The 19,765-nt window shown below is 71.3% G+C and carries 20 protein-coding genes; 8 read left to right on the top strand and 12 right to left on the bottom strand.

The annotated features are described in order from the left end of the window. Positions 1–11: 11 nt before the first annotated feature. From ACFWXQ_RS09815 to ACFWXQ_RS09790, 6 genes are all read right to left on the bottom strand, one after another. Positions 12–854, bottom strand: a complete 843-nt coding sequence (locus ACFWXQ_RS09815; RefSeq protein WP_383937732.1) for an SDR family oxidoreductase — start codon at positions 852–854, stop codon at positions 12–14. Between the two features lie 58 nt (positions 855–912). Next, positions 913–2,115 carry an NAD(P)/FAD-dependent oxidoreductase gene (locus ACFWXQ_RS09810; protein ID WP_383937734.1) on the bottom strand — a complete coding sequence of 401 codons (1,203 nt, stop codon included), beginning with the start codon at positions 2,113–2,115 and terminating at the stop codon, positions 913–915. Next, positions 2,112–2,309: a ferredoxin gene (locus tag ACFWXQ_RS09805; protein ID WP_189841334.1), complete on the bottom strand. Its 198-nt coding sequence runs from the start codon at positions 2,307–2,309 to the stop codon at positions 2,112–2,114. Before ACFWXQ_RS09805 ends, ACFWXQ_RS09810 begins: the two co-directional genes overlap by 4 nt. Before the next feature lie 58 nt (positions 2,310–2,367). Next, a complete protein-coding gene (locus tag ACFWXQ_RS09800; RefSeq protein WP_383937736.1) occupies positions 2,368–3,612 on the bottom strand; it encodes a cytochrome P450 in 1,245 nt (414 codons plus the stop codon). A 339-nt stretch (positions 3,613–3,951) separates the two neighbouring features. Further along, a complete protein-coding gene (locus ACFWXQ_RS09795) occupies positions 3,952–4,653 on the bottom strand; it encodes a response regulator transcription factor (protein ID WP_383937815.1) in 702 nt (233 codons plus the stop codon). 202 nt (positions 4,654–4,855) lie between these two features. After that, positions 4,856–5,404, bottom strand: coding sequence for a MarR family winged helix-turn-helix transcriptional regulator (locus tag ACFWXQ_RS09790; protein WP_383937738.1), 549 nt, complete (start codon positions 5,402–5,404; stop codon positions 4,856–4,858). 147 nt (positions 5,405–5,551) lie between these two features. Here ACFWXQ_RS09790 and ACFWXQ_RS09785 point away from each other — a divergent pair, with 147 nt between their 5' ends. The 5 genes from ACFWXQ_RS09785 (at position 5,552) to ACFWXQ_RS09765 (ending at position 11,662) form a co-directional block, all read left to right on the top strand. Next, a complete protein-coding gene (locus tag ACFWXQ_RS09785; protein WP_383937740.1) occupies positions 5,552–6,613 on the top strand; it encodes a zinc-binding dehydrogenase in 1,062 nt (353 codons plus the stop codon). Between the two features lie 133 nt (positions 6,614–6,746). Continuing rightward, complete coding sequence (locus tag ACFWXQ_RS09780; protein WP_200395282.1) at positions 6,747–7,199, top strand: MarR family winged helix-turn-helix transcriptional regulator; 453 nt, start codon at positions 6,747–6,749, stop codon at positions 7,197–7,199. A gap of 209 nt (positions 7,200–7,408) precedes the next feature. Then, positions 7,409–9,619: an MMPL family transporter gene (locus tag ACFWXQ_RS09775; RefSeq protein ID WP_383937742.1), complete on the top strand. Its 2,211-nt coding sequence runs from the start codon at positions 7,409–7,411 to the stop codon at positions 9,617–9,619. A gap of 116 nt (positions 9,620–9,735) precedes the next feature. Then, the gene (locus tag ACFWXQ_RS09770) at positions 9,736–10,917 is read left to right on the top strand and encodes a sensor histidine kinase (RefSeq protein WP_383937744.1); all 1,182 of its coding nucleotides are present in this window, start codon (positions 9,736–9,738) and stop codon (positions 10,915–10,917) included. 64 nt (positions 10,918–10,981) lie between these two features. Further along, on the top strand, positions 10,982–11,662 hold the full coding sequence (locus ACFWXQ_RS09765) for a response regulator (RefSeq protein ID WP_383937746.1): 681 nt from the start codon (positions 10,982–10,984) through the stop codon (positions 11,660–11,662). Positions 11,663–11,703: 41 nt separating this feature from the next. On the opposite strand, the gene ACFWXQ_RS09760 is transcribed toward ACFWXQ_RS09765, so the two are convergent. The 4 genes from ACFWXQ_RS09760 to ACFWXQ_RS09745 form a co-directional block, all read right to left on the bottom strand. Next, positions 11,704–12,423, bottom strand: a complete 720-nt coding sequence (locus ACFWXQ_RS09760) for a DUF1775 domain-containing protein (RefSeq protein WP_383937748.1) — start codon at positions 12,421–12,423, stop codon at positions 11,704–11,706. Next, positions 12,387–13,154: a hypothetical protein gene (locus ACFWXQ_RS09755; protein ID WP_383937750.1), complete on the bottom strand. Its 768-nt coding sequence runs from the start codon at positions 13,152–13,154 to the stop codon at positions 12,387–12,389. The genes ACFWXQ_RS09760 and ACFWXQ_RS09755 overlap by 37 nt, the downstream gene beginning before the upstream one ends. Before the next feature lie 149 nt (positions 13,155–13,303). Next, on the bottom strand, positions 13,304–13,783 hold the full coding sequence (locus ACFWXQ_RS09750; RefSeq protein ID WP_383937752.1) for a hypothetical protein: 480 nt from the start codon (positions 13,781–13,783) through the stop codon (positions 13,304–13,306). Then, positions 13,761–14,354, bottom strand: a complete 594-nt coding sequence (locus ACFWXQ_RS09745) for an ATP-binding protein (RefSeq protein ID WP_383937754.1) — start codon at positions 14,352–14,354, stop codon at positions 13,761–13,763. Before ACFWXQ_RS09745 ends, ACFWXQ_RS09750 begins: the two co-directional genes overlap by 23 nt. 375 nt (positions 14,355–14,729) lie before the next feature. On the opposite strand from ACFWXQ_RS09745, the gene ACFWXQ_RS09740 reads away from it, so the two are divergent. The 3 genes from ACFWXQ_RS09740 to ACFWXQ_RS09730 all read left to right on the top strand — a co-directional run bounded on the left by ACFWXQ_RS09740 (position 14,730) and on the right by ACFWXQ_RS09730 (position 16,795). Continuing rightward, on the top strand, positions 14,730–15,605 hold the full coding sequence (locus ACFWXQ_RS09740; protein WP_383937755.1) for a helix-turn-helix domain-containing protein: 876 nt from the start codon (positions 14,730–14,732) through the stop codon (positions 15,603–15,605). Between the two features lie 40 nt (positions 15,606–15,645). Further along, positions 15,646–15,858 (top strand): DUF397 domain-containing protein, encoded by a 213-nt coding sequence (locus ACFWXQ_RS09735; RefSeq protein ID WP_383937817.1) that lies wholly within the window; start codon positions 15,646–15,648, stop codon positions 15,856–15,858. 121 nt (positions 15,859–15,979) lie between these two features. Beyond that, positions 15,980–16,795 (top strand): SAM-dependent methyltransferase, encoded by an 816-nt coding sequence (locus tag ACFWXQ_RS09730; protein ID WP_359716126.1) that lies wholly within the window; start codon positions 15,980–15,982, stop codon positions 16,793–16,795. Positions 16,796–16,877: 82 nt separating this feature from the next. Here the strand turns inward: ACFWXQ_RS09730 and ACFWXQ_RS09725 are convergent, their stop codons facing one another. After that, positions 16,878–18,407, bottom strand: coding sequence for a M81 family metallopeptidase (locus ACFWXQ_RS09725; protein ID WP_383937757.1), 1,530 nt, complete (start codon positions 18,405–18,407; stop codon positions 16,878–16,880). A gap of 29 nt (positions 18,408–18,436) precedes the next feature. Continuing rightward, positions 18,437–19,642, bottom strand: coding sequence for an ROK family protein (locus ACFWXQ_RS09720; RefSeq protein WP_383937759.1), 1,206 nt, complete (start codon positions 19,640–19,642; stop codon positions 18,437–18,439). Positions 19,643–19,765 lie beyond the last annotated feature (123 nt).

The following is a 19,765-nucleotide window of genomic DNA, read 5'->3' as shown; positions in this document are numbered from 1 at the left end:
CCGCCGGGTCGCTACTGCGGGCGGAAGTGGAGGCGGAGCCAGGCGGCCTGGCCGCCGTCGACGAGAAGGTCGGTCCCGGTGATGTACGACGACTCGGGGCCGGTCAGGAACGCCACGGCGTCGGCGATCTCCCCGGGCGTCCCGACGCGGCCCGATCCGCTCGCGTCCAGCATCTGCATCATGTGTGCCCCGGACGGCGAAGCGGCCTCCGCCCGGGCCATCGCGGTGGCGATGACACCCGGGCTGACGCTGTTCACCCGGGCGCCCCGCAGGTTCCAGGCGAGCGCGGCGGCCTGCACCCGTACGTGGTTGGCGCGCTTGGTCACGATGTACGCGGTCTGCGCGTCGTCGCCGATGGCGGTGACGACGTCGAGGCCGAGGAGGTCCTCGGTGGCGGTCGTCGCGAGGGCGGCCTCCTCCTCCCGGCTCAGGGACGCGACATGACCGGCCATGCTGGAGATCACCACCAGTGCCGTGCCGCGGGTGGCGACCGTCTCGAACGCATCGATGACATGGGCGGTGCCGAGCAGGTTGACGTCGACGATCGCCTTCGCCGACCCGGTCGCGGGCGAGACTCCCGCGGTGTGCACGACGGCGGCCACCCGGCCCTGCGCGGCCGCCGCCTCCGCGAGCTTGTGCACCGCCCCGCGGTCGGACACGTCGGTCACCAGGCCCCGCACCGCGTAGCCCTCGTCGGTGAGCGCGGCGACGGCCCGGTCGAGCCCCTGGGCCGACGCGTCGGCGAGGAGCAGGCTCCGCCCGTTGCCCAGCCGGCGCGCTACCGCGACGCCCATTCCTCCCGCCCCCGTGACCACGACCACGTCACGACGCTCCTCGTTCGGACGGTCGACCATGAACAACCTCCCTGATCGTTTGAACTACCCTGTCCCGGCGCCCAGTTGCGCGCGAGGACTACAACTCGCCAGTGGCCGGTACGGCGTCGTGCCAGGTGGAGCGCACGGCGACGGCCTGCCGCCAGCCGCGGATCGCCTTCGGTGGCATGCCGACCGCGAGAACCCCGGTCAGGCGGTCGCCCCTGCGATAGGCGACCAGGAACCGGCGCTCGGCCAAGTCCCCCTCCACCACGGCGACTTCGTCGTGGCCGCGCAGGTAGCCGAACGCCTGGACCTTCATGCCGTACTGATCCGACCAGAAGTACGGCACCGGCGCGAACGGCTTGCGCGCCTGCGGGTGCAGGAGGTTCCGCGCGGCGGCCATGCCCTGCTCGGCGGCGTTCGTACGGTGCTCGATACGCATCGGCGCCCCGAACAGCGGGTTGTGCCAGCGGGCGACGTCACCGGCCGCGTACACATCCCCGGTGGCCGGCCCGGCGGACTCGCGGACCGCTTCGCAGAACTCGTCACAGACCAGGCCGTCGCCCACGGTGAGGCCGCTGTCCGCCAGCCACTCGGTGTTCGGCAGCGAGCCGACGGCCACCAACACCTCGTCGCCCTCGACCAGTTCACCGTCGGCCAGCCGCACTCCGCCCTCGGTCACCTCGCGGACGGTGACGCCGGTGCGCAGGTCCACCCCGTGCTCCAGGTGGGCGGCCGACAGCACCCGTCCGACCTCGTCGCCGACGGCGTGGCCGAGTGGCACGGGAGCCGGTTCCAGGAGGGTGACCTCGGCGCCGAGACCCCGGGCCACGGCGGCGGCCTCGGCACCGAGGAACCCGGCGCCGACCACCACGAGCCGCCGCCCCTCCCCCAGCCGGTCCCGCAGCGCGAGCGCGTCTTCCAGGGTGCGCAGCACATGTGCGTGCCCGTCACCGGGCAGCCGCCTCGGACGCACCCCGGTGGCCACGATCAGTCCGTCGTACGCGACCCGCGTCCCGTCGGCCAGCAGCACCGCGCGCGCGTCCAGGTCGAGGCCCGTCGCCGCGGCGCCGAGTCTCAAGTCCAGCTTGAGGGCGTCCAGTTCGCCGGCCGAGCGCAGCGTCAGCCGGTCGCGCTCCCACTCGGACGCCAGGATCTGCTTGGACAACGGCGGCCGGTCGTACGGCGCGTGCGGCTCGTCACCGACCAGGGTGAGCGTTCCGTCGTACCCCTCCCGGCGCAGTGTCTCGACGGCCGAGAGTCCGGCCGCCGAGGCACCCACGACGAGAATCCGCCTCACTGGTCGACCAGCCGGATCGCCGCCGCCGGGCAGATCGCCACGGCTTCGCGCACCCCGTCGAGGAGTTCGTCGGCGGGCTCTTCCTCCAGCAGAATCGCCACCCCGTCGTCGTCACGCTGGTCGAAGACCTCCGGGGAGGCCATCACGCACTGACCCGCCGCCACACACTTCGGTTCGTCCAGTTCCACACGCATGGTCTTCTTCCTTGCTCCTTCGGTACGTTCACCCACTGCGTTCACCGGTGCGGGCCGGTCACCAGGTGACGGGCAGGGACGCGACGCCGTACGTGGTGCCGTCGTGGTCGAACTCCAACTCCTCGACCCCGGCCGCCAGACGGAGCGTGGGGACGCGCCGGTAGAGGGTGCCGTAGACGACCTGGAGCTCCAGGCGGGCGAGGGACTGGCCCAGGCACTGGTGGGGGCCGTAGCCGAACGCGTTGTGCGTGCGCGCGGGCCGGGTGACATCCACCTGGTCGGCGCCCGGGAACGCCTCCGGGTCCCAGTTGGCGGCGTGCAGATCCACGATCAGGCCGTCGCCCGCGCGGATGACCTGGCCGCCGATCTCGATGTCCTCGGTGGCGACGCGGCGCAGACCGACCTGGACGATGCTCAGATAGCGCAGCAGCTCCTCCACCGCGCCGGCGACGACCTTCGGGTCCTCGGAGTCGCGCACCAGGGCGAGTTGCTCCGGGTTCTCCAGCAGGACCAGCGTGCCGAGGCTGATCATCGTTGCGGTGGTCTCGTGGCCGGCGATGAGCATCGCCACGCCCATGTGCACGGCCTCGCTGCGGCTCATCTCGCCGGCCTCGACCCGCCCGGCCATCTCGGACAGCACGTCGTCACCGGGGTCGGTGAGCTTCTTGCCGAGCAGGTCGTCGAGGTAGGTGGAGAGCGCGGTGCTCGCCGCCCGGGAGTCCTCGGGCGCGGCGGCACGGTCGAGCGCGAGGCTGCTGTTCTCCTGGAAGAACTCGTGGTCCGCGTACGGCACTCCGAGCAGTTCGCTGATCACCAGCGAGGGCACGGGCAGCGCGAGCGCCGTCAGGAGGTCGGCAGGGTTCGGCCCGGCCAGCATGTCGTCGATCAGACCGTCGACGATCTTCTGGATCGGAGCCCGCATGGCCTCGATCCGCTTGACGAGGAACGGCCCGTTGACCATCCGGCGCAGCCGGGTGTGCTCGGGGGCGTCCGTGTTGACGATGAGCTCCGGGGTGTACTCGGCGATCTGCTGCCGGTACGCCGTCACGAACGGGAAGTTGCCGGGGCTCTTGTCGTTGGCGCTGACGCGGGGGTCGGTCAGCAGGGCCCTCTGCAGGGCGTGCCCGGTGATCATCCAGGGCGTACTGCCGTCCCAGATCCGGACCTTGCTGATCGGGTTCTGCTCGCGCAGCTCCTCCACGGCCGGCGGCGGGGCGAACGGACAGCCGGCCGCCCTCGGCATCGGGAACTCGGGCATCGCCTCGGCCGCGTCGGACGCGGCTCCGGCCAGTGTCTCGGCCATCTGACTCCTCGGTGGGGGCTCCGCCGGGGCGGAGAACGGGGAAGGGTTGGAGACCTCTGGACCACATGCAAGCGGAGCGGACTGACGGCTTCCGGTCAGTTGCCTGACATAAAGCTGACGTGACCCAGATCACATCCCTGACCCGTAGACGGTCGGCCACTTAGGCACGCTTTCGCGCCACCTCGCGCCACGGCCCTGCCCCGCGGACACGACGAAGCGGCCGACGCGAGAGACGCACGGCCGCCGAGTGAGAGAGGGCTACGGGGGTGTGGGCCAAGGGAGTTGAGAGCGCGGGGAGGCATGGGGAGGGCGTGGGCGCGTATGGAGGGGGTGTCGGGGTCAGCGTCCGAGCCGGTAGCCGAAGCCCCGGCGCGTATGGATCAGCGGAGGCTGCTCCTGGTCCACCTTGTGGCGGAGGCGGGAGACGAGTTTCTCGATCGCGTTGCCGGCCCGGGTCTCGCCCCAGACGTGCCGGCAGATCTGTTCCTTCGAGAGAACCCGATCCGCGTTGACGAGCAGATGACGCAGCAGCCGGTACTCCGCAGGGGTGAGGTCGAGGGCCCGTCGGCCGCGCCGGGCCTGACAGGTGGCGTCGTCGAGGACGAGGTCGCCGTAGCACGGCCCTTGACGCACCGCACCGCGGCCGCGGAGTAACACGTGGGCCCTGGTGAGAACTTCGGAGATCCGGAACGGCACGGTGACGTAGTCCGACTCCCCCAGGCCGAGTTCGGGGACGAGGAGGGCCAGCTTCTCGTACTCGGCGAGGAAGAGCACCGGAGGCCGGTCGGCCGGGCGGAAGCGGCGCCCCTCACCCAGCTCCTCGATGTCCGGGACCGACACGTCCATGACTACGAGGTCGAAACGGTGCTCGGCGAGCCGTGCCAGCCCTTGTGCGCCGGTGCGTGCCGCGGTCACCCGGTAGTCCGCCAACTCCAGTGTGGTCGTGAGCAGTTCGGAGATCGCCGGGTCATGGGCGACGACCAGGACATGCTGCCCGTTCCCACGGGCGGGCGCGGTCACGTCCGCACCGCTCCCGCGCACCCCGCCGAGGCCGACATCGACGCCGACACCCTCCGTTCTGTGCACCCGGTCCACCTCGCCGACGCGGTCCACTCCGTGCACCCGGTCCACCCCATCCGTCCCGTCCATCGCATGCACCTCGTTCATGAGTAGGAGGCGGGCGGCGACACCCTCGTGCGGGGCTCAAGCGTCACGCCGTCGACCGGACCCGGTCACCCCCCGGTCAGGCCCGGCGCGGCGAGGTGTCCTCGCCCTCCAGCGTGCCCTCGGTGTGCAGGAAGTCGTCGACCATCCGGTGGAACAGCGTGGAGAGTTGCCGCAGTTCCTCCGGCGACCAGTGGGACAGCGCGAGCTCCATGCCCCGGCAGCTCGCGATGCGGATACGGTCGATCGCGTCCTGGCCGGCGGGGGTGAGCTGGATGCGCTGGGCGCGGCGGTCGTCCGGATCCGGGACCCGGGTCACGTAACCGCCCTTCTCCAACTGCTGGACCTGCCGGGTGACGTGCGACGCCTCCACGGCCAGCCGCGCCGCCAGCTCGCCGGGGCGCAGGGGCTCCGAGTCGGAGATCTGCCGCAGCAGCGCCACCGCGGCCCGGTCCAGCGACACCCCGGCCAGGGCCATGAGGCGGTCGTGCTGCCTGACCCGGCCCGTCAGATAGACGATGCGGTTGAGGGCTCGCTCGATCTCGATCACCTCATCGGAGACGGAGGCGGACGCGGACGCGGCTCCGGACAGAGGGTCAGGGGTGTGTGCGGGTGATGGCGTGGACATGGGGTCCACTCTAGCAGCTACTTGCCTAACTCAAGTAAATTCAAAAACAGATTGCTTTACTCAAGTAAGCCGCATACGCTTGACTAACTCAAGTAAGTCGGTCCGGGGGCGCCGAGCCACCGCATCACCGAGGAAGAGAGCATCACCATGGCCACCATGAAGTCCGTCCGCACCGGTCCCGTCGGCGAGATCGAGGTCGTCGACGTCGAACGGCCCGTCCCCGGCCCCAAGGACGCCCTGCTCAGGATCCGCGCCTGCGGCATCTGCGGCACCGACACGTTCTTCCTGCACCTCGGCGGCACCCCCATGGGTCCCGGCGGTTCCATGGTGCCGCTCCCCCTGGGCCACGAGCCCGCCGGCGAGATCGTGGCGACCGGCGCCGAGGTCACCGGTCTGAAGGTGGGCGACCGGGTCGTCGTCAACCCGCAGGGCGTGCCCTCCGGCATCATCGGCTGCGGTGGAGCGCACGGCGCCATGAGCGAGTACCTGCTCATCGAGAACGCCGAACCGGGCATCAACCTCAGCGTCTTCCCCGACAGCGTGCCCTTCGACGTCGCCGCCCTGAACGAGCCGATGGCCGTCGCCCGGCACTGCGTCAACCGTTCCGGGGCCGGGCCCACCGACAAGGTCGTCGTCTTCGGTGCCGGGCCCATCGGTCTGGGCGCCACCATCTGGCTCAAGCTCCGCGGCGTCCAGCACGTCGTGGTCGCCGACGTACTCCCCGAACGACTGGAGACCGCGCTCGCCGTCGGCGCCGACGCGGTGGTCAACTCCGCCACCGACGACCTGACCGCCGTGCTCACCGATCTGCACGGCCAGGCCGCCAACGCCCTGGGCCAGCCCCGCCCGGGCACCGACATCTACATCGACGCGGCCGGCGCCCCCGCCGTCTTCCAGGCCACCGTCGACAACGCCCGATGGGGCGCCAAGCTCGTCATGGTCGCCGTCCAGAAGAAGTCCGACACCATCGACCTCGGCGGCATGCTCCGCAGCGAGCTCACCCTCATCGCCTCCCAGGGCTACCCCACCGAGATCTTCGAGGTCACCCCGGAACTGGTCGAGCACCACGAGCGCTTCGCCAAGCTCATCAGCCACCGTGTGCCCTTCACCGACGTCGAGCACGCCTTCGGGCTGGCCCTCACCCCCGGCGCCGCCGAGAAGATCGTCGTGACCTTCGACGACCAGGACACCCTCGACGGCCAGGTCTGAGCGGCGGACCTGGGGGTGTGCATCGTACATATTAGGTGCGTGGTGCATATTTGATGTCATGGCTCCTGCCCTGACCTCAGGCCCAGGCTCAGGTTTCGGGGCGGGAGTCGAGATCTGGGGAAGGACCGGCCGCATGGACAAGCCCACGCACTTGATCGAGTTCGAGGCGATGCTGCTCGGGCGGCATCTCTATCTGAACTCGCCCCGGGCCCGGACCGGCGGCAGGCTGGAGCGCAGCGCGTACATCCTGCTGAGCCGCATCCGTATGGAGGGCCCGATGTCCATCGGGCAGCTCAGCGACGCGTTCGGTCTTGACGCCTCCACGCTCAACCGGCAGACCGCCGCGATGCTGCGCGGCGGTCTCGTCGAGCGCATCCCGGATCCCGACGGGGGCATGGCCCGCAAGTTCCGCATCACCGACGAGGGCGAGCACCGCCTCGACACGCACCGCGCGGAGGCCATCCAGGGGCTGGAGAAGGTGATGGCCGACTGGGACCCCGAGGAGGTCGCCACCTTCGCCGGGTACCTCAAGCGGTTCAACACGGACATCGAGAACCTCGACGAGCGGCCCTGGCCCCGCCCCTGACCACCCGCGCCTCCTGACCGCGGGGCCCCTTCCCCCGTACGCCTGGATGCTGACCGGGACGTACCCCGTCGTGCCCTCGGAGGACGTGCCGGGCCCCGGCGTACTGCGTTCTCAGTACGGGAGAGTGTCGGCAGCCGCACGACGACGTGACCGCCGCCGGCCGGGAGCCTTGTGAGGTACCCGAGACCAGATGTGGAGACCTCCATCCCGTGGCTGCTTTTCTCTGTCGACTGGGCCGTCTGACGTTCCGACGGCGTTGGCTCGTGACGTTCCTGTGGGTGGCGGTGCTGGCCGCGGTCGGCTTCGCCGCTGCCAAGGCCCCTGAAGCACCCGACGCCGGATCGTCCATGCCAGGTATCGAGTCCCAGAAGGCGTTCGACCTGATGGACCAGCGCTTCCCGGGGGCCACGGCCGACGGGGCGAACGCGCGGGTCGTCTTCATCGCGGACGGCGGGCAGAAGATCACGGCCGCCGACAACCGGGCGACCATCGACGCGTTCGTCGAGCGGGCCGGCGGCGGTTCGCAGGTCGCCGATGCCGTGAACCCCTTCCGGGCCAAGGCGGTCAGCAAGGACGCGACGACCGCGTACGCCACCGTCACCTACAAGGTGACGGCCGACGACCTCACCGACGCGAGCAAGAACCACCTGGAGAAGGCCGTCGAACAGGCCCGGGACGCGGGGCTGACCGTCGAGGTGGGCGGCTCCGCGCTGGCCACTCAGCCCTCGGCGGGCGGTGCGGCGGAGATCATCGGTGTCTCGATCGCCGCCGTCGTGCTGATGATGACCTTCGGGTCGCTGGCCGCCGCCGGTCTTCCACTGCTCACCGCCGTCCTGGGCGTCGGCGTCAGCATGGCGTCGATCATGGCGCTGGCCAGTACGTTCGGGCTGTCCTCGTCGACGGGGACGCTGGCCACGATGCTCGGCCTCGCGGTGGGCATCGACTACGCGATGTTCGTCGTCTCCCGCTACCGCGAGGAGCGGGCCAACGGGCACGGGCCCGAGGAGGCGGCGGGGCTGGCCGCGGGTACCGCCGGATCCGCCGTCGTCTTCGCCGGGCTCACCGTCGTCATCGCGCTGGCCGGGCTGTGGGTGGTCGGCGTCCCGATGCTGACCAAGATGGGGCTCGCCGCCGCGGGCGCGGTCGTCGTCGGCGTGCTGATCGCGCTGACGCTGGTCCCGGCCGTGCTCGGTTTCTGGCCCGACGCCGTTCTCTCGCGCAGGGCCCGCCGGAGCGGACGTATCAAGGAGGGCGGCGAGAACAACGGCGGCAGCCGCTGGGCGCGCTTCGTCCTGCGCCGGCCCGTGCCCGTCCTGCTGGCCTCCGTCGCCGGACTCGGGGCCCTCGCGATACCCGTGACGGACCTGCAGCTGGGCACGTCCGGGGACGAGGCCAAGCCGACGTCCACCACCGAACGCCGTGCCTACGACGCGCTCGCCGACGGTTTCGGCCCCGGCTTCAACGGGCCGCTGACCATCGTCGTGGACGCCAAGGGCGCCCCGGACGCGAAGACCGCCGTGAACAAGATCGCCAAGGAGATCGGCGCCACGAAGGGAGTCGTGTCGGTCTCGCAGGCCCGGTTCAACCCGGCCGGGGACACCGCGGTCTTCTCCGCGGTTCCGGCCGACTCGCCCACCGGCGAGCGGACCCAGGACCTCGTCCACACCATCCGGGACGAGCGGCCCGCGACCGAGGCCTCCACGGGCGCGGAGTTCGAGGTCACCGGGACCACCGCGCTGAACATCGACGTCGCCCAGAAGATGCAGGACGCGCTGATCCCGTACCTGATCGTCGTGGTGGGACTGGCGGTCCTGCTCCTGCTGCTCGTGTTCCGGTCCGTCCTGGTGCCGGTCAAGGCGGCGCTCGGGTTCCTGCTGTCGGTGCTCGCGGCCCTCGGTTCCGTCGTCGCGGTCTTCCAGTGGGGCTGGGGCGCGGACCTGCTCGGCCTGGAGGCGACCGGCCCAATCATGAGCATGATGCCGATCTTCCTGGTCGGTATCGTCTTCGGGCTCGCCATGGACTACCAGGTCTTCCTCGTGACCCGTATGCGGGAGGCGTACGTGCACGGCGACCGGCCCGGCCAGGCCGTGGTCACCGGCTTCCGGTACAGCGCCCGGGTCGTGGTCGCCGCCGCGCTGATCATGATGGCGGTGTTCTCGGGCTTCGTCGGAGCCGGTGAATCCATGATCAAGATGATCGGTTTCGGGCTGGCCGTGGCGGTCCTGTTCGACGCGTTCGTCGTCCGTATGGCGTTCGTCCCGGCGGTCCTCGCCCTGCTGGGCAGGGCCGCCTGGTGGATGCCCCGCTGGCTGGACCGGCTGCTGCCCGACATCGACGTGGAGGGCGCGGCCCTCCACCGGAAGGCCGCCGTGCCCCTCACCGTGGTCGGCCCGCACGACCGGGAGTCGGCTCCCGTCTGACGGGCGTCCCGTATGTGCCCGAGGGCCGCCCGTGCTCGCCACGGACGGCCCTCGTCGGCCGTCCGCCCGGGCCGTCACCCACGATGGCTCCAGCTCACTTCCCACCGGAGAGTCCGATGATCACCAGCTGGCAGCGGTACGCCAAGGACCACCCCCGCGTCGTCGACGTGGTGGTGATCGTGCAGCTGTTCGCCGCCGTCGCCCTGGGAAGCGCCTTCACCACGGCCGGGAACTCCCGGACGAACGGGTCGTTCGGTCTCGGCGTGCTGCTGGGCGGCATCGCCTGCGTCGCCCTGCTGTGGCACCGGAGCCACCCCCGTACCGTCGTCGCGGTGACCGCGGTCTGCGGCAACACCGCCGGGGCGGCCGGCTGTCTGCTCACCCCGCTGCTGCTGGCGCCGGTCATGGCCGCGCTGTACTGGCTGGCCGTCCGCACCGACCGCAGGACCGCACGCGTCCACTGCCTCGCCGTCACCGCCCTGCTGGTGGCCACGGCGATGCTCTTCGACCCGTACGGTCATCCGCTGGCCCTCAAGACGATCGGTCCCGCCGCCTGGGTCGTGCTGCCGATCGCCTGGGGCACGGCCTCCCGGCTGCGGAGCGCCTATCTGGAGGCCGTGCAGGCCCGCGCCGAGCACGCCGAGCGCACCCGTGAGGAGGAGGCGCGGCAACGGGTCGCCGAGGAGCGCGTGCGCATCGCCCGCGAACTGCACGACGTGGTCGCCCACCACCTGGCGCTGGCCAACGCCCTGGCCGGCACCGCCGCACACCTCGCGGCCGGCCGCCCCGAGCAGACGGAGCGGATCCTCGCCGACCTGGTCGGTACCACCTCCACCGCACTGCGCGAACTGAAGGCCACCGTCGGCCTGTTGCGCCGGCCCGAGGACTCCGAGGCGCCCCTGGAACCCGCCCCCGGACTCGGGCGGCTGACCGAACTGGCCACCGCGTTCGCCTCCGCCGGGCTGACGGTCGACATCGTCACCGAGGGCGAACGGCGGCCGCTCTCACCGGGCGTGGATCTGACGGCGTTCCGGATCGTGCAGGAGGCGCTCACCAACGTCGCCAAGCACGCGGCCGCGCGGGCGGCGCGGGTGACACTGACGTACACGCACGACCGGCTGACCATCACGGTCACCGACGACGGATCCGGGGACACTCCCGTGGTGCCCTCCCCGAGCGGCGGCTTCGGTCTCATCGGCATGCGGGAACGTGCCCACTCCGTGGGCGGCCACGTCCGGACCGGCCCCCGCCCCGAGGGCGGCTTCAGCGTCACCGGCGAACTGCCGATCCACCTCTGACCCCTGCTGCCTCCTGGCCCCGACTCCGACCCCCGACCACGACCCCGGAAGCGATCCGAATCAGATGACCATCCGCGTCCTGCTCGCCGACGACCAAGCCCTGCTGAGAGCGACCTTCCGGATCCTGATCGACTCCTGCGACGACATGGAGGTGGTCGGCGAGGCGACCGACGGCAAGGAGGCCGTCGAACTCACCCACACGCACCGTCCGGACGTCGTCCTGATGGACATCCGGATGCCCGGCTCCGACGGTCTGGGCGCCACCACCGCGATCTGCGCCGACCCTGACCTCTCGGGCACGCGGGTCCTCATCCTCACGACCTTCGAGACCGACGAGTACGTGGCCCGGGCCCTGCGCGCCGGCGCGAGCGGCTTCCTCGGCAAGGACGTCACCGCCGATGTGCTCCTCGACGGCATCCGGACCGTGTCCGCAGGCGAGTCCCTGCTCTCCCCGCTCGCCACGCGTACCCTCATCACCCGCTTCCTCGCCGCCCCGACACCCGCCGACCGGCTGGCAGCGCCCGAACTCCTCGCCACGCTGACTGCCCGCGAACGGCAGGTCATGGCGCTGGCCGCCGAGGGCAGGTCCAACGACGAGATCGCCGAGAACCTCGTCGTGAGCCCCCTGACGGTACGTACGCACGTGCATCGCGCGATGACGAAGCTGGGCGCCCGCGACCGGGCCCAACTGGTCGTCATCGCCTACCAGTCCGGGCTCGTACAGGCCCCGCCGCCCGGGTCCTGATCCGGCCCGTGGGACGTGCGCGTCCCACGGGCCGGTCGCGGTCAGCTGCCGGCGGAGGCGCGGCGCTTCGTCAGCAACCACGCTCCGGCGCCGAGGACCACCACCGCTGCGGCCACGCCGCCGACGACGAGGCTCATGGGTGTTCCGTCGTCGTCCTTCTTCGTGTCGGCCGCTGCCGCCGTGGCCCCGGTCTCGGAAGGCGTCGCGGTGACCGTCGGGGTCGGGCTGGGCGTCGGGCTCGCGGTGGGGCTGGGAGCGATCGGCTTCGCGCCCGGTGCCGCCGCCTTCAACTTCAGGAGCGGGGCGGGCTGTTCGGGCTCCTCACCGCCCTCGGGCAGCTCGATCCAGCGCGAGACCTTCCCGTCGCTGTAGGTGTCGATGGTCTTGAACGCCACTTCCTCGACGTCCGGGAGCTGGCGGATCTTCACCTTGTACTCGGCGTCGACGCCGGTCTTGAGGGGGGTGCCGCCCACGACGTAACCGTCGTCGGTGGTCTTCAACTGCCAGCCCTCGGGGGCCTCTTCGAGCGTGACGTCGGACGGTGCGATTCCCTCGGGCAGTACGACGCGCACCTCGCGGAAGCCCGCGGTGGCGGACTCCGCCTCGCAGACGACGGTGAGGGTGACGTTCTCGGCGAGGGCCTGCGCCTTGTCGGCCTCGACCTCCGTGTGCGCGGAGGCGGGACCGGCCAGCGCGAGGACGGCCGTGAGGGCGGCGGCGCCGGTCAGTGCGGCACGACGCCCGTTGATGGACAGGGACACGGTGGAACTCCTTGGCTGTGGAACCGGGCGGGCCGAGGCCGGGCCCGGGTGAGGGGGACGACGGGGACGGGTGTCCGTCCCGGGGGTCCCCTGCGCACCAGCGCGTGCTCCAGGGTCCGGGGCCGTGCTCCTGCCGGGAGTTCGAAGGAGCCGGTGAGGGGTACGGGCAGCGGTCGGTGGGCTGCCGCCAGGGCCGGACCCGGCAGGAACCGGGCGATGACCGCCGCCGCGACCGCGCGCAGCGTGCGGCCGGTGGCCAGTGCCGCCGTGACCGCCGTGTCGGCCCGGTGGAGCAGCCAGGCGACGACGAGGGCGGCGACGGCGTGCGCGGTCGTCATGGCCGCCTCGGAGGCGTGCTGCCAGGGGTGTCCGCCGGCGCCCGTCGTCATCGCGTCGTGCCCGGCGTGGGCCATGTGTCCCGTACCGGCGCGGTGGCCGCCGGCCGTGGTGAGCGCGAGATGCATCGCGGCCTGTGCCGCCAGGGTGCATGCGCCGACCGCGAGCAGTCCGGGCCGGCGGCGGGCGAAGGGCCGTACGACGACGAACTGCGCCACGGCGAAGGCGGCCACGAGCCGCCACGGCACCTGCCCGCCCTCGACCGCGTGATGGCCGACGGCTGCGAGCACACTGCCGACGAGGGCGAACGCCACGGCCCGGACCCGGGCGCCCGCACGGCTCGGCCGGGAGCCCCGGCCCCGGCCGTCGCGCTGCGTCACCTGGTCAGTTGGCACGGTCGCCCATCATCCTCCGCCGCGTTCACCTTGTCGCATACGTCTACGTCACAGGTGGTGCGGCCGTTCACCCGGGGTCGTACGAGGACGAACACACGGGCGTCCGCAGGGGTGGAAGCGGGTTGGGCGGGGGGTTGGGCGGGGGTGGTTCAGTCCGCCGCGCCCAGGGACCACCGCGGGACGCTGCCCGCGAGGCGGCAGGTGAGGAAGTACAGGGGTATCGGCGGGGTGTAGGGCGAGCCTCCCGCGGGGCTGTGGATCAGCCGGGGCCGGTCGGCCCAGGGGCCGCGGCGGGCCCGTGTCCAGGACGGGTCGGCCAGGTGCGCGCCGACGGTGTACGTCGTGGAGGGCGGCCAGGTGACGCCGATGTGGGACCCGGAGGGCACGATCCACCACCAGCGCTCCTCGCCGTCGAAGTCGTCGGCGAAGACACAGCCCACGCGGGGCAGGGAGTCCATGATGCGTTCGCCGTGCTCCCGGGACGTGGTCACGGCGTCGCAGCCCAGCCCGGCGCGCAGCTGGGCGGGGATGACCAGGCGACCGGGGTTCTCGGACGGGAAGGTCGCGGAGGGGCGCAGCCGCGAGCCGTAGGTGCGAGGCCGCGGTTCAGGGGCGTGCTGCAGTTCCATGAGGCAGGTGTCCTTCGGCCGAGTGGGGGTTGGGCCGGGTGAGGTGCGTGGTGGGCGCGCGCCCGGTCGAGGCGGGTTCGTGCGTGAGGGGTGCGCGTCCGGTGGAGACGGGTTCCCGTGACTCCGACGACGTCGGCTGCGGCGGCACCGACCGCAACGACACCGGCGGGGAGGACGCCGGCGGTGACGGCACCGGCTGGGTCGGCAGGACGGCCCAGACGACGCGTCCGGAGCCGTTCGCGCTGTCCTTGACGCCCCAGTCGGTGCTGACCATGCCGACGAGCATCAGTCCGCGGCCGCCCTGGTCGTCGGGCCCCGCGCTGCGCTGTGCGGGGAGCGTCAGGCCGCGGTTCTGGTCCTCGACCTCGATGTGGAGCCGCCCGCCCGCGGTGCGCAGTCTGCAGACGATCCACTCGCTCGCCGTGTGCGTCAGCGCGTTGGTGACCAGCTCGGAGGTCACCAGGACAGCGTTGTCGCAAGTTTCGGGGCTCGCACCCCATTCGCTCAGCAGTTCGCGCACGTTCCTGCGGGCCACACCCGCCGAGGCGGGTGTCGGGGAGAGTCCGAACACGCCTGCTCTGTGGGGGTGTTCGCTCGCGGGCAGTCGGCCCAATGGCTTGGGGAGGGAGGGCGGAGCCATCGCCGTTCGCCTTTCTTCTGCCTTCGCACCGGGGGTCGGGCCAGTGCCGGTACCGCTTGATCCGGTTCCGCCGCGAGGCGCGTACAACCCGTTGCGCACGGTGACGAAGCGCAGCTCTTCTCCCCCAACTGAGCTACGTCGTCTCGCCGTTCACCGGACCAGGACGGTACGCCCCACTGTGACACCTGCCAACAACACCCCGCAACCGACAAGTTGAAAATTGCAATTCGCACGGTGCATGCTTCCCCCGTCGAACGGATGATCGTGACAGACTGCGACCTCGAACCCGCTGTGAGGGGGTAAGCCGTGACCGCGGAGACCGACTGGGGCGGCGCGCCCTCCGTCCTGCGCATGATCCTCGGCAGACAGCTGGAGGAGCTGCGCACACGTGCCGGACTGACGTTCGAGCAGGCGGGTGCGGCGATCGGCGTCAGCCACTCCACGATCCGCCGGATGGAAGCCGCCAAGGTGGCCCGGCTCAGGCTCCCGGACGCCGAGAAACTGCTCCAGGTCTACGGCGTGACGGACCAGCAGGAGATCGACACCTTCCTGAAATCGGTCCGCGAGGCCAACAAGCGCGGCTGGTGGCACACCTACCGTGACGTGCTGCCGGACTGGTTCGCGGCCTATCTGAGCCTGGAGCAGGCGGCGCTGCAGATCCGCGCGTACGAGGCCCAGTTCGTGCACGGTCTGCTGCAGACCGAGGAGTACGCCCGGGCCCTGCTGGGCGCCGGGAATCCGCACGCCGCGACCGAGGCCACGGAGCGCAGGGTCGCGCTGCGGATGCGGCGCCAGGAGCTGCTGTCGCGTCCCTCGCCGCCGCGCGTGTGGATCGTGATGGACGAGACCGTGCTGCGCTGGCCGGTCGGCGGAGCCGAGGTGATGCGCGCCCAGATCGACCATCTGATCGCGGTCAACTCGCTACCCCAAGTGACATTGCAGATCATGCCGTTCAAGAACGGACCGCATCCGGCGATGCGGGCGGGGGCTTTCCATCTCTTCCGGTTCCGGGCACGCGAACTGCCGGACATCGTCTACCTCAACGGTCTGGTGGGCGCTGTCTATCTGGACAAGGACGACGACGTCCTGGTCTATCGCGAGGCTCTGGACCGGCTGGGCGCGCAGGCGACGCCCGCCAGAAAGACCGAGGCTCTCCTCGGTGCGATTCGCAAGGAGCTCTGACGTGCACCACCACATACGCGACGGACACATACGCAACGGCATGCCGTCCCGGGAACTCGGCACACGCGGCTGGTACAAGCCGTGGAGCGACGACGCGGGCGGCGCCTGCGTCGAGGCGATGAAGCTCGGCGACGGCCGGGTCGCACTGCGCCAGTCGACCGATCCCGACGGCCCCGCGCTGGTCTTCACACCCCGCGAGATGACGAGTTTCCTGGCGGGTGTGAAGGCGGGTGCCGCCGACTTCCTGTTCTGAGGCACCCCCTGGTACCCGCGCACAGACTTCCCTGGTTTCCTGAACACTCCTGCTTTGATCAACACCCTTGATTTTCCTGAGCGTTGACTTCGAACCCGACGACTTGACAGGAGGGGCGGCTTTGCCCGAAAACGGATGGCCGGCCGACCGCATCGACACCGAGAACGCCCACTCGGCGCGCATCTACGACTACATCCTCGGCGGTAAGGACTACTACCCGGCCGACAAGGAGGCGGGCGACGCCATGGCGTCGGAGTGGCCCGCCCTGCCGATCCACATGAAGGCCAACCGCGACTGGATGAACCGCGCGGTCGCCTGGCTGGCGAAGGAGGCGGGGGTACGCCAGTTCCTGGACATCGGCACCGGCATCCCCACCTCGCCGAACCTGCACGAGATCGTCCAGTCGGTGGCGCCCGAGTCACGGGTCGTCTACGTCGACAACGACCCGATCGTCCTCACCCTCTCCCAGGGGCTGCTGGCCAGCACGCCCGAGGGCAGGACGGCGTACATCGAGGCCGACTTCCAGCACCCGGAGGCCGTGCTCGACTCCCCCGAGTTCCGCGAGACGCTCGACCTGGACAAGCCGGTCGCGCTGACCGTGATCGCGATCGTCCACTTCGTCCTGGACGAGGACGACGCGGTCGGCATCGTCCGCCGCCTCCTGGAGCCCCTCCCCTCCGGCAGCTACCTCGCGATGTCCATCGGCACCGCCGAGTTCGCGCCGGAGGACGTGGGGCGGGTCGCCCGCGAGTACGCGGCCCGCAACATGCCCATGCGGCTGCGCACGATCGACGAGGCCGACGAGTTCTTCGAGGGTCTGGAGCTCGTCGAGCCGGGCATCGTCCAGGTGCACAAGTGGCATCCGGATGCCACGAGTGGTGAGGGGATCCGGGACGAGGACATCGCGATGTACGGGGCTGTGGCCCGTAAGCCGTAAGGCTCCGCCGGCCGCCGGTTTTTGATCCGCGGCCCGGTGGGGGCTTGTCGCGCAGTTCCCCGCGCCCCTGACGGGGCGCGGGTTACTCGTTCGGCGCGCCCAGCCGTTCGTTCGACGGGGGGATTACTCTCGCCGTCAGGTCCGGGGTCGGCATCTCTGTGTCGAACGGGTACATCGGGCGGTGGATGCGGTGGTGGCCCAGGCGGAGGAGGTTCTGGTCGACGCCGCCCGGGGTGAGGGCCATCTTCCAGTCGGCGGCCATGGTGAAGAGTTGGGGTTCCAGGTAGCCGATCTTGACGAGGACGATGTCCGCCGTGCGGGGGGACAACTCCAGGTCGGTGAAGTCGTGTTCGTGGTGGTAGGGCTTGCGCAGGGCGGTGAGGATCACGTGCACGCCGCCGACGCGTAGCACCACCTCCGCCTGGGCGTGCGGGTCGCCGTGGCGGATCGCGTGGACCACTCCGGTCATGGTGAGCGGGCCTGCGTGGCGGTCGTCGACCTCCGCGCCCGCCGTGACGGTGACGGTCGCTCCGACGCCCGCCCTGACCGCCGTCTCCACGGCGGCGGGGCCCGGGAGCGAGGCGTAGATGACTGTCGGTCCCGACGGGTCCTTGAACTCGGGCCGGGACAGCACCCGTTCGAGGCCCCAGGTGACATCGCCCGCGCCGCCCGCCGTCGGGTTGTCGCCGGTGTCGCTGATGAAGTACGGCCTGTTCGCCTCGGAGGCGGCCAGTGCCTCGTCCAGGCAGTCGTCCAGGGTGCCCGTCGGGGCCACGAAGGCGAAGTCGTGCCGTGCCTCCCAGAAGCCGCGCGCCAGGCGTTCCGCGCCCGTCGTGACCGCCTCCTGGGACGGGCCCGTGACGACGACCGCCGCCCGGTTGCGGGGTTCGTCCGCCCAGGCGTAGCCGACCCAGATCGCGGCGTCCGTCACGCCCTCCATTGCCTCCACCTCGTCTACTGCCGCGTACACGCTCTTCGCGGGTTCGATGCGGGTGGAGGTCTGTTCGCCGGCCAGGAGGACGGGGACCGGGATCCATGCCTTCACCGGGCGGGGCGCGCCGGTCTTGAGGAGGTCCACCAGGTTGCGGGCCGCCCGTTCCTTCGTGTCCATGGCGTCCTCGTGCGGGGCCATGCGGTAGCAGGTGATCAGGTCGCTCAGGTGGGCGAGTTCGCGCGAGACGTTGCCGTGCAGGTCCATGGAGGTGGACACGATGACTTCCGGGCCGACCGTCTCCCGGACGCGGGCGAGCAGAACCGCCTCGGCGTCGTCGATCCCCTCCACCGTCATCGCGCCGTGGATGTCGAACCAGAGGCCGTCGAGATCGCCCAACTCCGCGAGTCTCGCGATGAGTTCGTCGGAGAGTTCGGCGTACGCGGCCGCCGTGACCGTACCGCCGGGCAGGGCCTTGCCGACCAGCGCGCCGCGCCACTCGGCGGCTTCCCTCAACAGTGTTCCGGGGGCCAGGAACTGATAGCGCGTCAGGACGTCCGTGCCGCGCTGCGGGTGGAAGGCGGGGGCCTCGGTCCGGGCCGGTGAGAACGTCGACGACTCGATGCCGAGCCCGGCGATCGCGATGACGGGACGGGCGACGGGGGTACGCGGTTGTGGCATGGCTCCTCGCACGGTGGTGGGGTCCGTGGTCAGTGGTGGGCGGGGACTGCGGCGCCGGTGACGGCCTGGAGGGCGTTCGCCAGGGCCCGTTGGAGTGCGAACTGGCCCGCGCCGACGAGGCCAGCGTCCGCGCCGAGGCCGGCCCGCTCGATCACCAGGTGCTTGGTCACCAGCGGGTGGCATCCCTCGTACAGCTGGCTGCGGACGGCGGCGACGAACGGTTCGAGTGTCGAGAGGAGGCCGCCGAGGTACACGGCGTCGGGGTTGAAGAAGTTGACGTTCGCGGACAGGACCATGCCGAGGTAGCGGCCGGCCTGGCGGACGGCGCGGGTGGCCTCCGGGTCGGCGTCGGAGGCGAGGCGTACGACGTCCTCGATGGACGCGACGTCCAGGCCCCGTTCGCGCAGGATCCGGACGAGCGCGGCGCCCGAGGCGACGGTCTCCAGGCACCCCGTGTTGCCGCAGGAGCAGGGGATGTCGTGGCCCGCCTCGACCCGTACGTGGGTGATCTCGCCGGCGGCTCCGGTCGCGCCGCGGTACAGCTTCCCGTCGGCGATGATCCCCGCGCCGATCGCCGAGCCCATCTTCACCATGATCGACTGGCGGCGCTCGGCGGGCTGGACGCTGTGCTCGCCCACGGCCATGCAGTTGGCGTCGTTCTCGATCGCGGCCGGTACGCCGAACCGCTCCTCCAGCCAGTCCCGGACGGGGAAGCGGTTCCAGCCGGGCATGCGCGAGGGGAGGGTGACGACGCCCGGCACGACGTCGACCGGGCCCGGGAGGCAGAGGCCGACGCCGCGCAGCAGTTCCCGGCCGCGCCGCCCGGCGAGGGTCTCCAGGGTCTCGGCGAGTGCGGGAAGCGCGGTCTCGGGCCCCTCGGCCGTCACGAACGGCACGGTGGAGACCTCGGTGAACCCGCCGCCGGGCAGGACAACCCCGACCCGCGCGTGCCGTCCGCCGAGGTCGGCCGCGACGGCGAACCCCTCGCTCCCGCCCAGGCGCAGCACCTTGCGCGGGCGCCCGCCGGTCGAGGACCGCGTGCCCTGTTCGGCGACCAGCCCGTGCGCCACGAGCTGGCCGACCGTGAGCGAGATCGTCGAGGGTGCGGCACCGAGCAGTGCGGCGAGTTCCGTACGGGTCGAAGCCTGTCCGGAGGCGAGGAGGTCGAGGACGCTCTCGGCCAGCGAGGAGACGCCCGTGACGCCCCTCCGGTGCCCCGCACTTTTTTCAGACATGGACGAAGTAACTCCCAGGATCGGGGAAAGCCGGGGATATCCGGAGGTCGAGGCGACGAGCGTATGCCCGTATGTCTCCCGCACGACTTTTTCCAGAACAGCAGTAACAGACTTTTTACAGCG

It is taken from the genome of Streptomyces sp. NPDC058697, from assembly GCF_042715345.1.
In the GTDB taxonomy this organism is placed as follows: Bacteria; Actinomycetota; Actinomycetes; order Streptomycetales; family Streptomycetaceae; genus Streptomyces; species Streptomyces liliifuscus.
Note: the sequence above shows the minus strand (reverse complement) of the source record. Positions and strands in the feature narration are given on the sequence as shown.

Coding starts and splice junctions, on each gene's coding strand:
- ACFWXQ_RS09725 (WP_383937757.1), bottom strand. CDS start 18,407: ATGCCACAACCGCGTACCCCCGTCGCCCGTCCCGTCATCGCGATCGCC.
- ACFWXQ_RS09800 (WP_383937736.1), bottom strand. CDS start 3,612: ATGGCCGAGACACTGGCCGGAGCCGCGTCCGACGCGGCCGAGGCGATG.
- ACFWXQ_RS09770 (WP_383937744.1), top strand. CDS start 9,736: ATGATCACCAGCTGGCAGCGGTACGCCAAGGACCACCCCCGCGTCGTC.
- ACFWXQ_RS09780 (WP_200395282.1), top strand. CDS start 6,747: ATGGACAAGCCCACGCACTTGATCGAGTTCGAGGCGATGCTGCTCGGG.
- ACFWXQ_RS09815 (WP_383937732.1), bottom strand. CDS start 854: ATGGTCGACCGTCCGAACGAGGAGCGTCGTGACGTGGTCGTGGTCACG.
- ACFWXQ_RS09805 (WP_189841334.1), bottom strand. CDS start 2,309: ATGCGTGTGGAACTGGACGAACCGAAGTGTGTGGCGGCGGGTCAGTGC.
- ACFWXQ_RS09785 (WP_383937740.1), top strand. CDS start 5,552: ATGGCCACCATGAAGTCCGTCCGCACCGGTCCCGTCGGCGAGATCGAG.
- ACFWXQ_RS09720 (WP_383937759.1), bottom strand. CDS start 19,642: ATGTCTGAAAAAAGTGCGGGGCACCGGAGGGGCGTCACGGGCGTCTCC.
- ACFWXQ_RS09790 (WP_383937738.1), bottom strand. CDS start 5,404: ATGTCCACGCCATCACCCGCACACACCCCTGACCCTCTGTCCGGAGCC.
- ACFWXQ_RS09750 (WP_383937752.1), bottom strand. CDS start 13,783: ATGGAACTGCAGCACGCCCCTGAACCGCGGCCTCGCACCTACGGCTCG.
- ACFWXQ_RS09765 (WP_383937746.1), top strand. CDS start 10,982: ATGACCATCCGCGTCCTGCTCGCCGACGACCAAGCCCTGCTGAGAGCG.
- ACFWXQ_RS09735 (WP_383937817.1), top strand. CDS start 15,646: ATGCCGTCCCGGGAACTCGGCACACGCGGCTGGTACAAGCCGTGGAGC.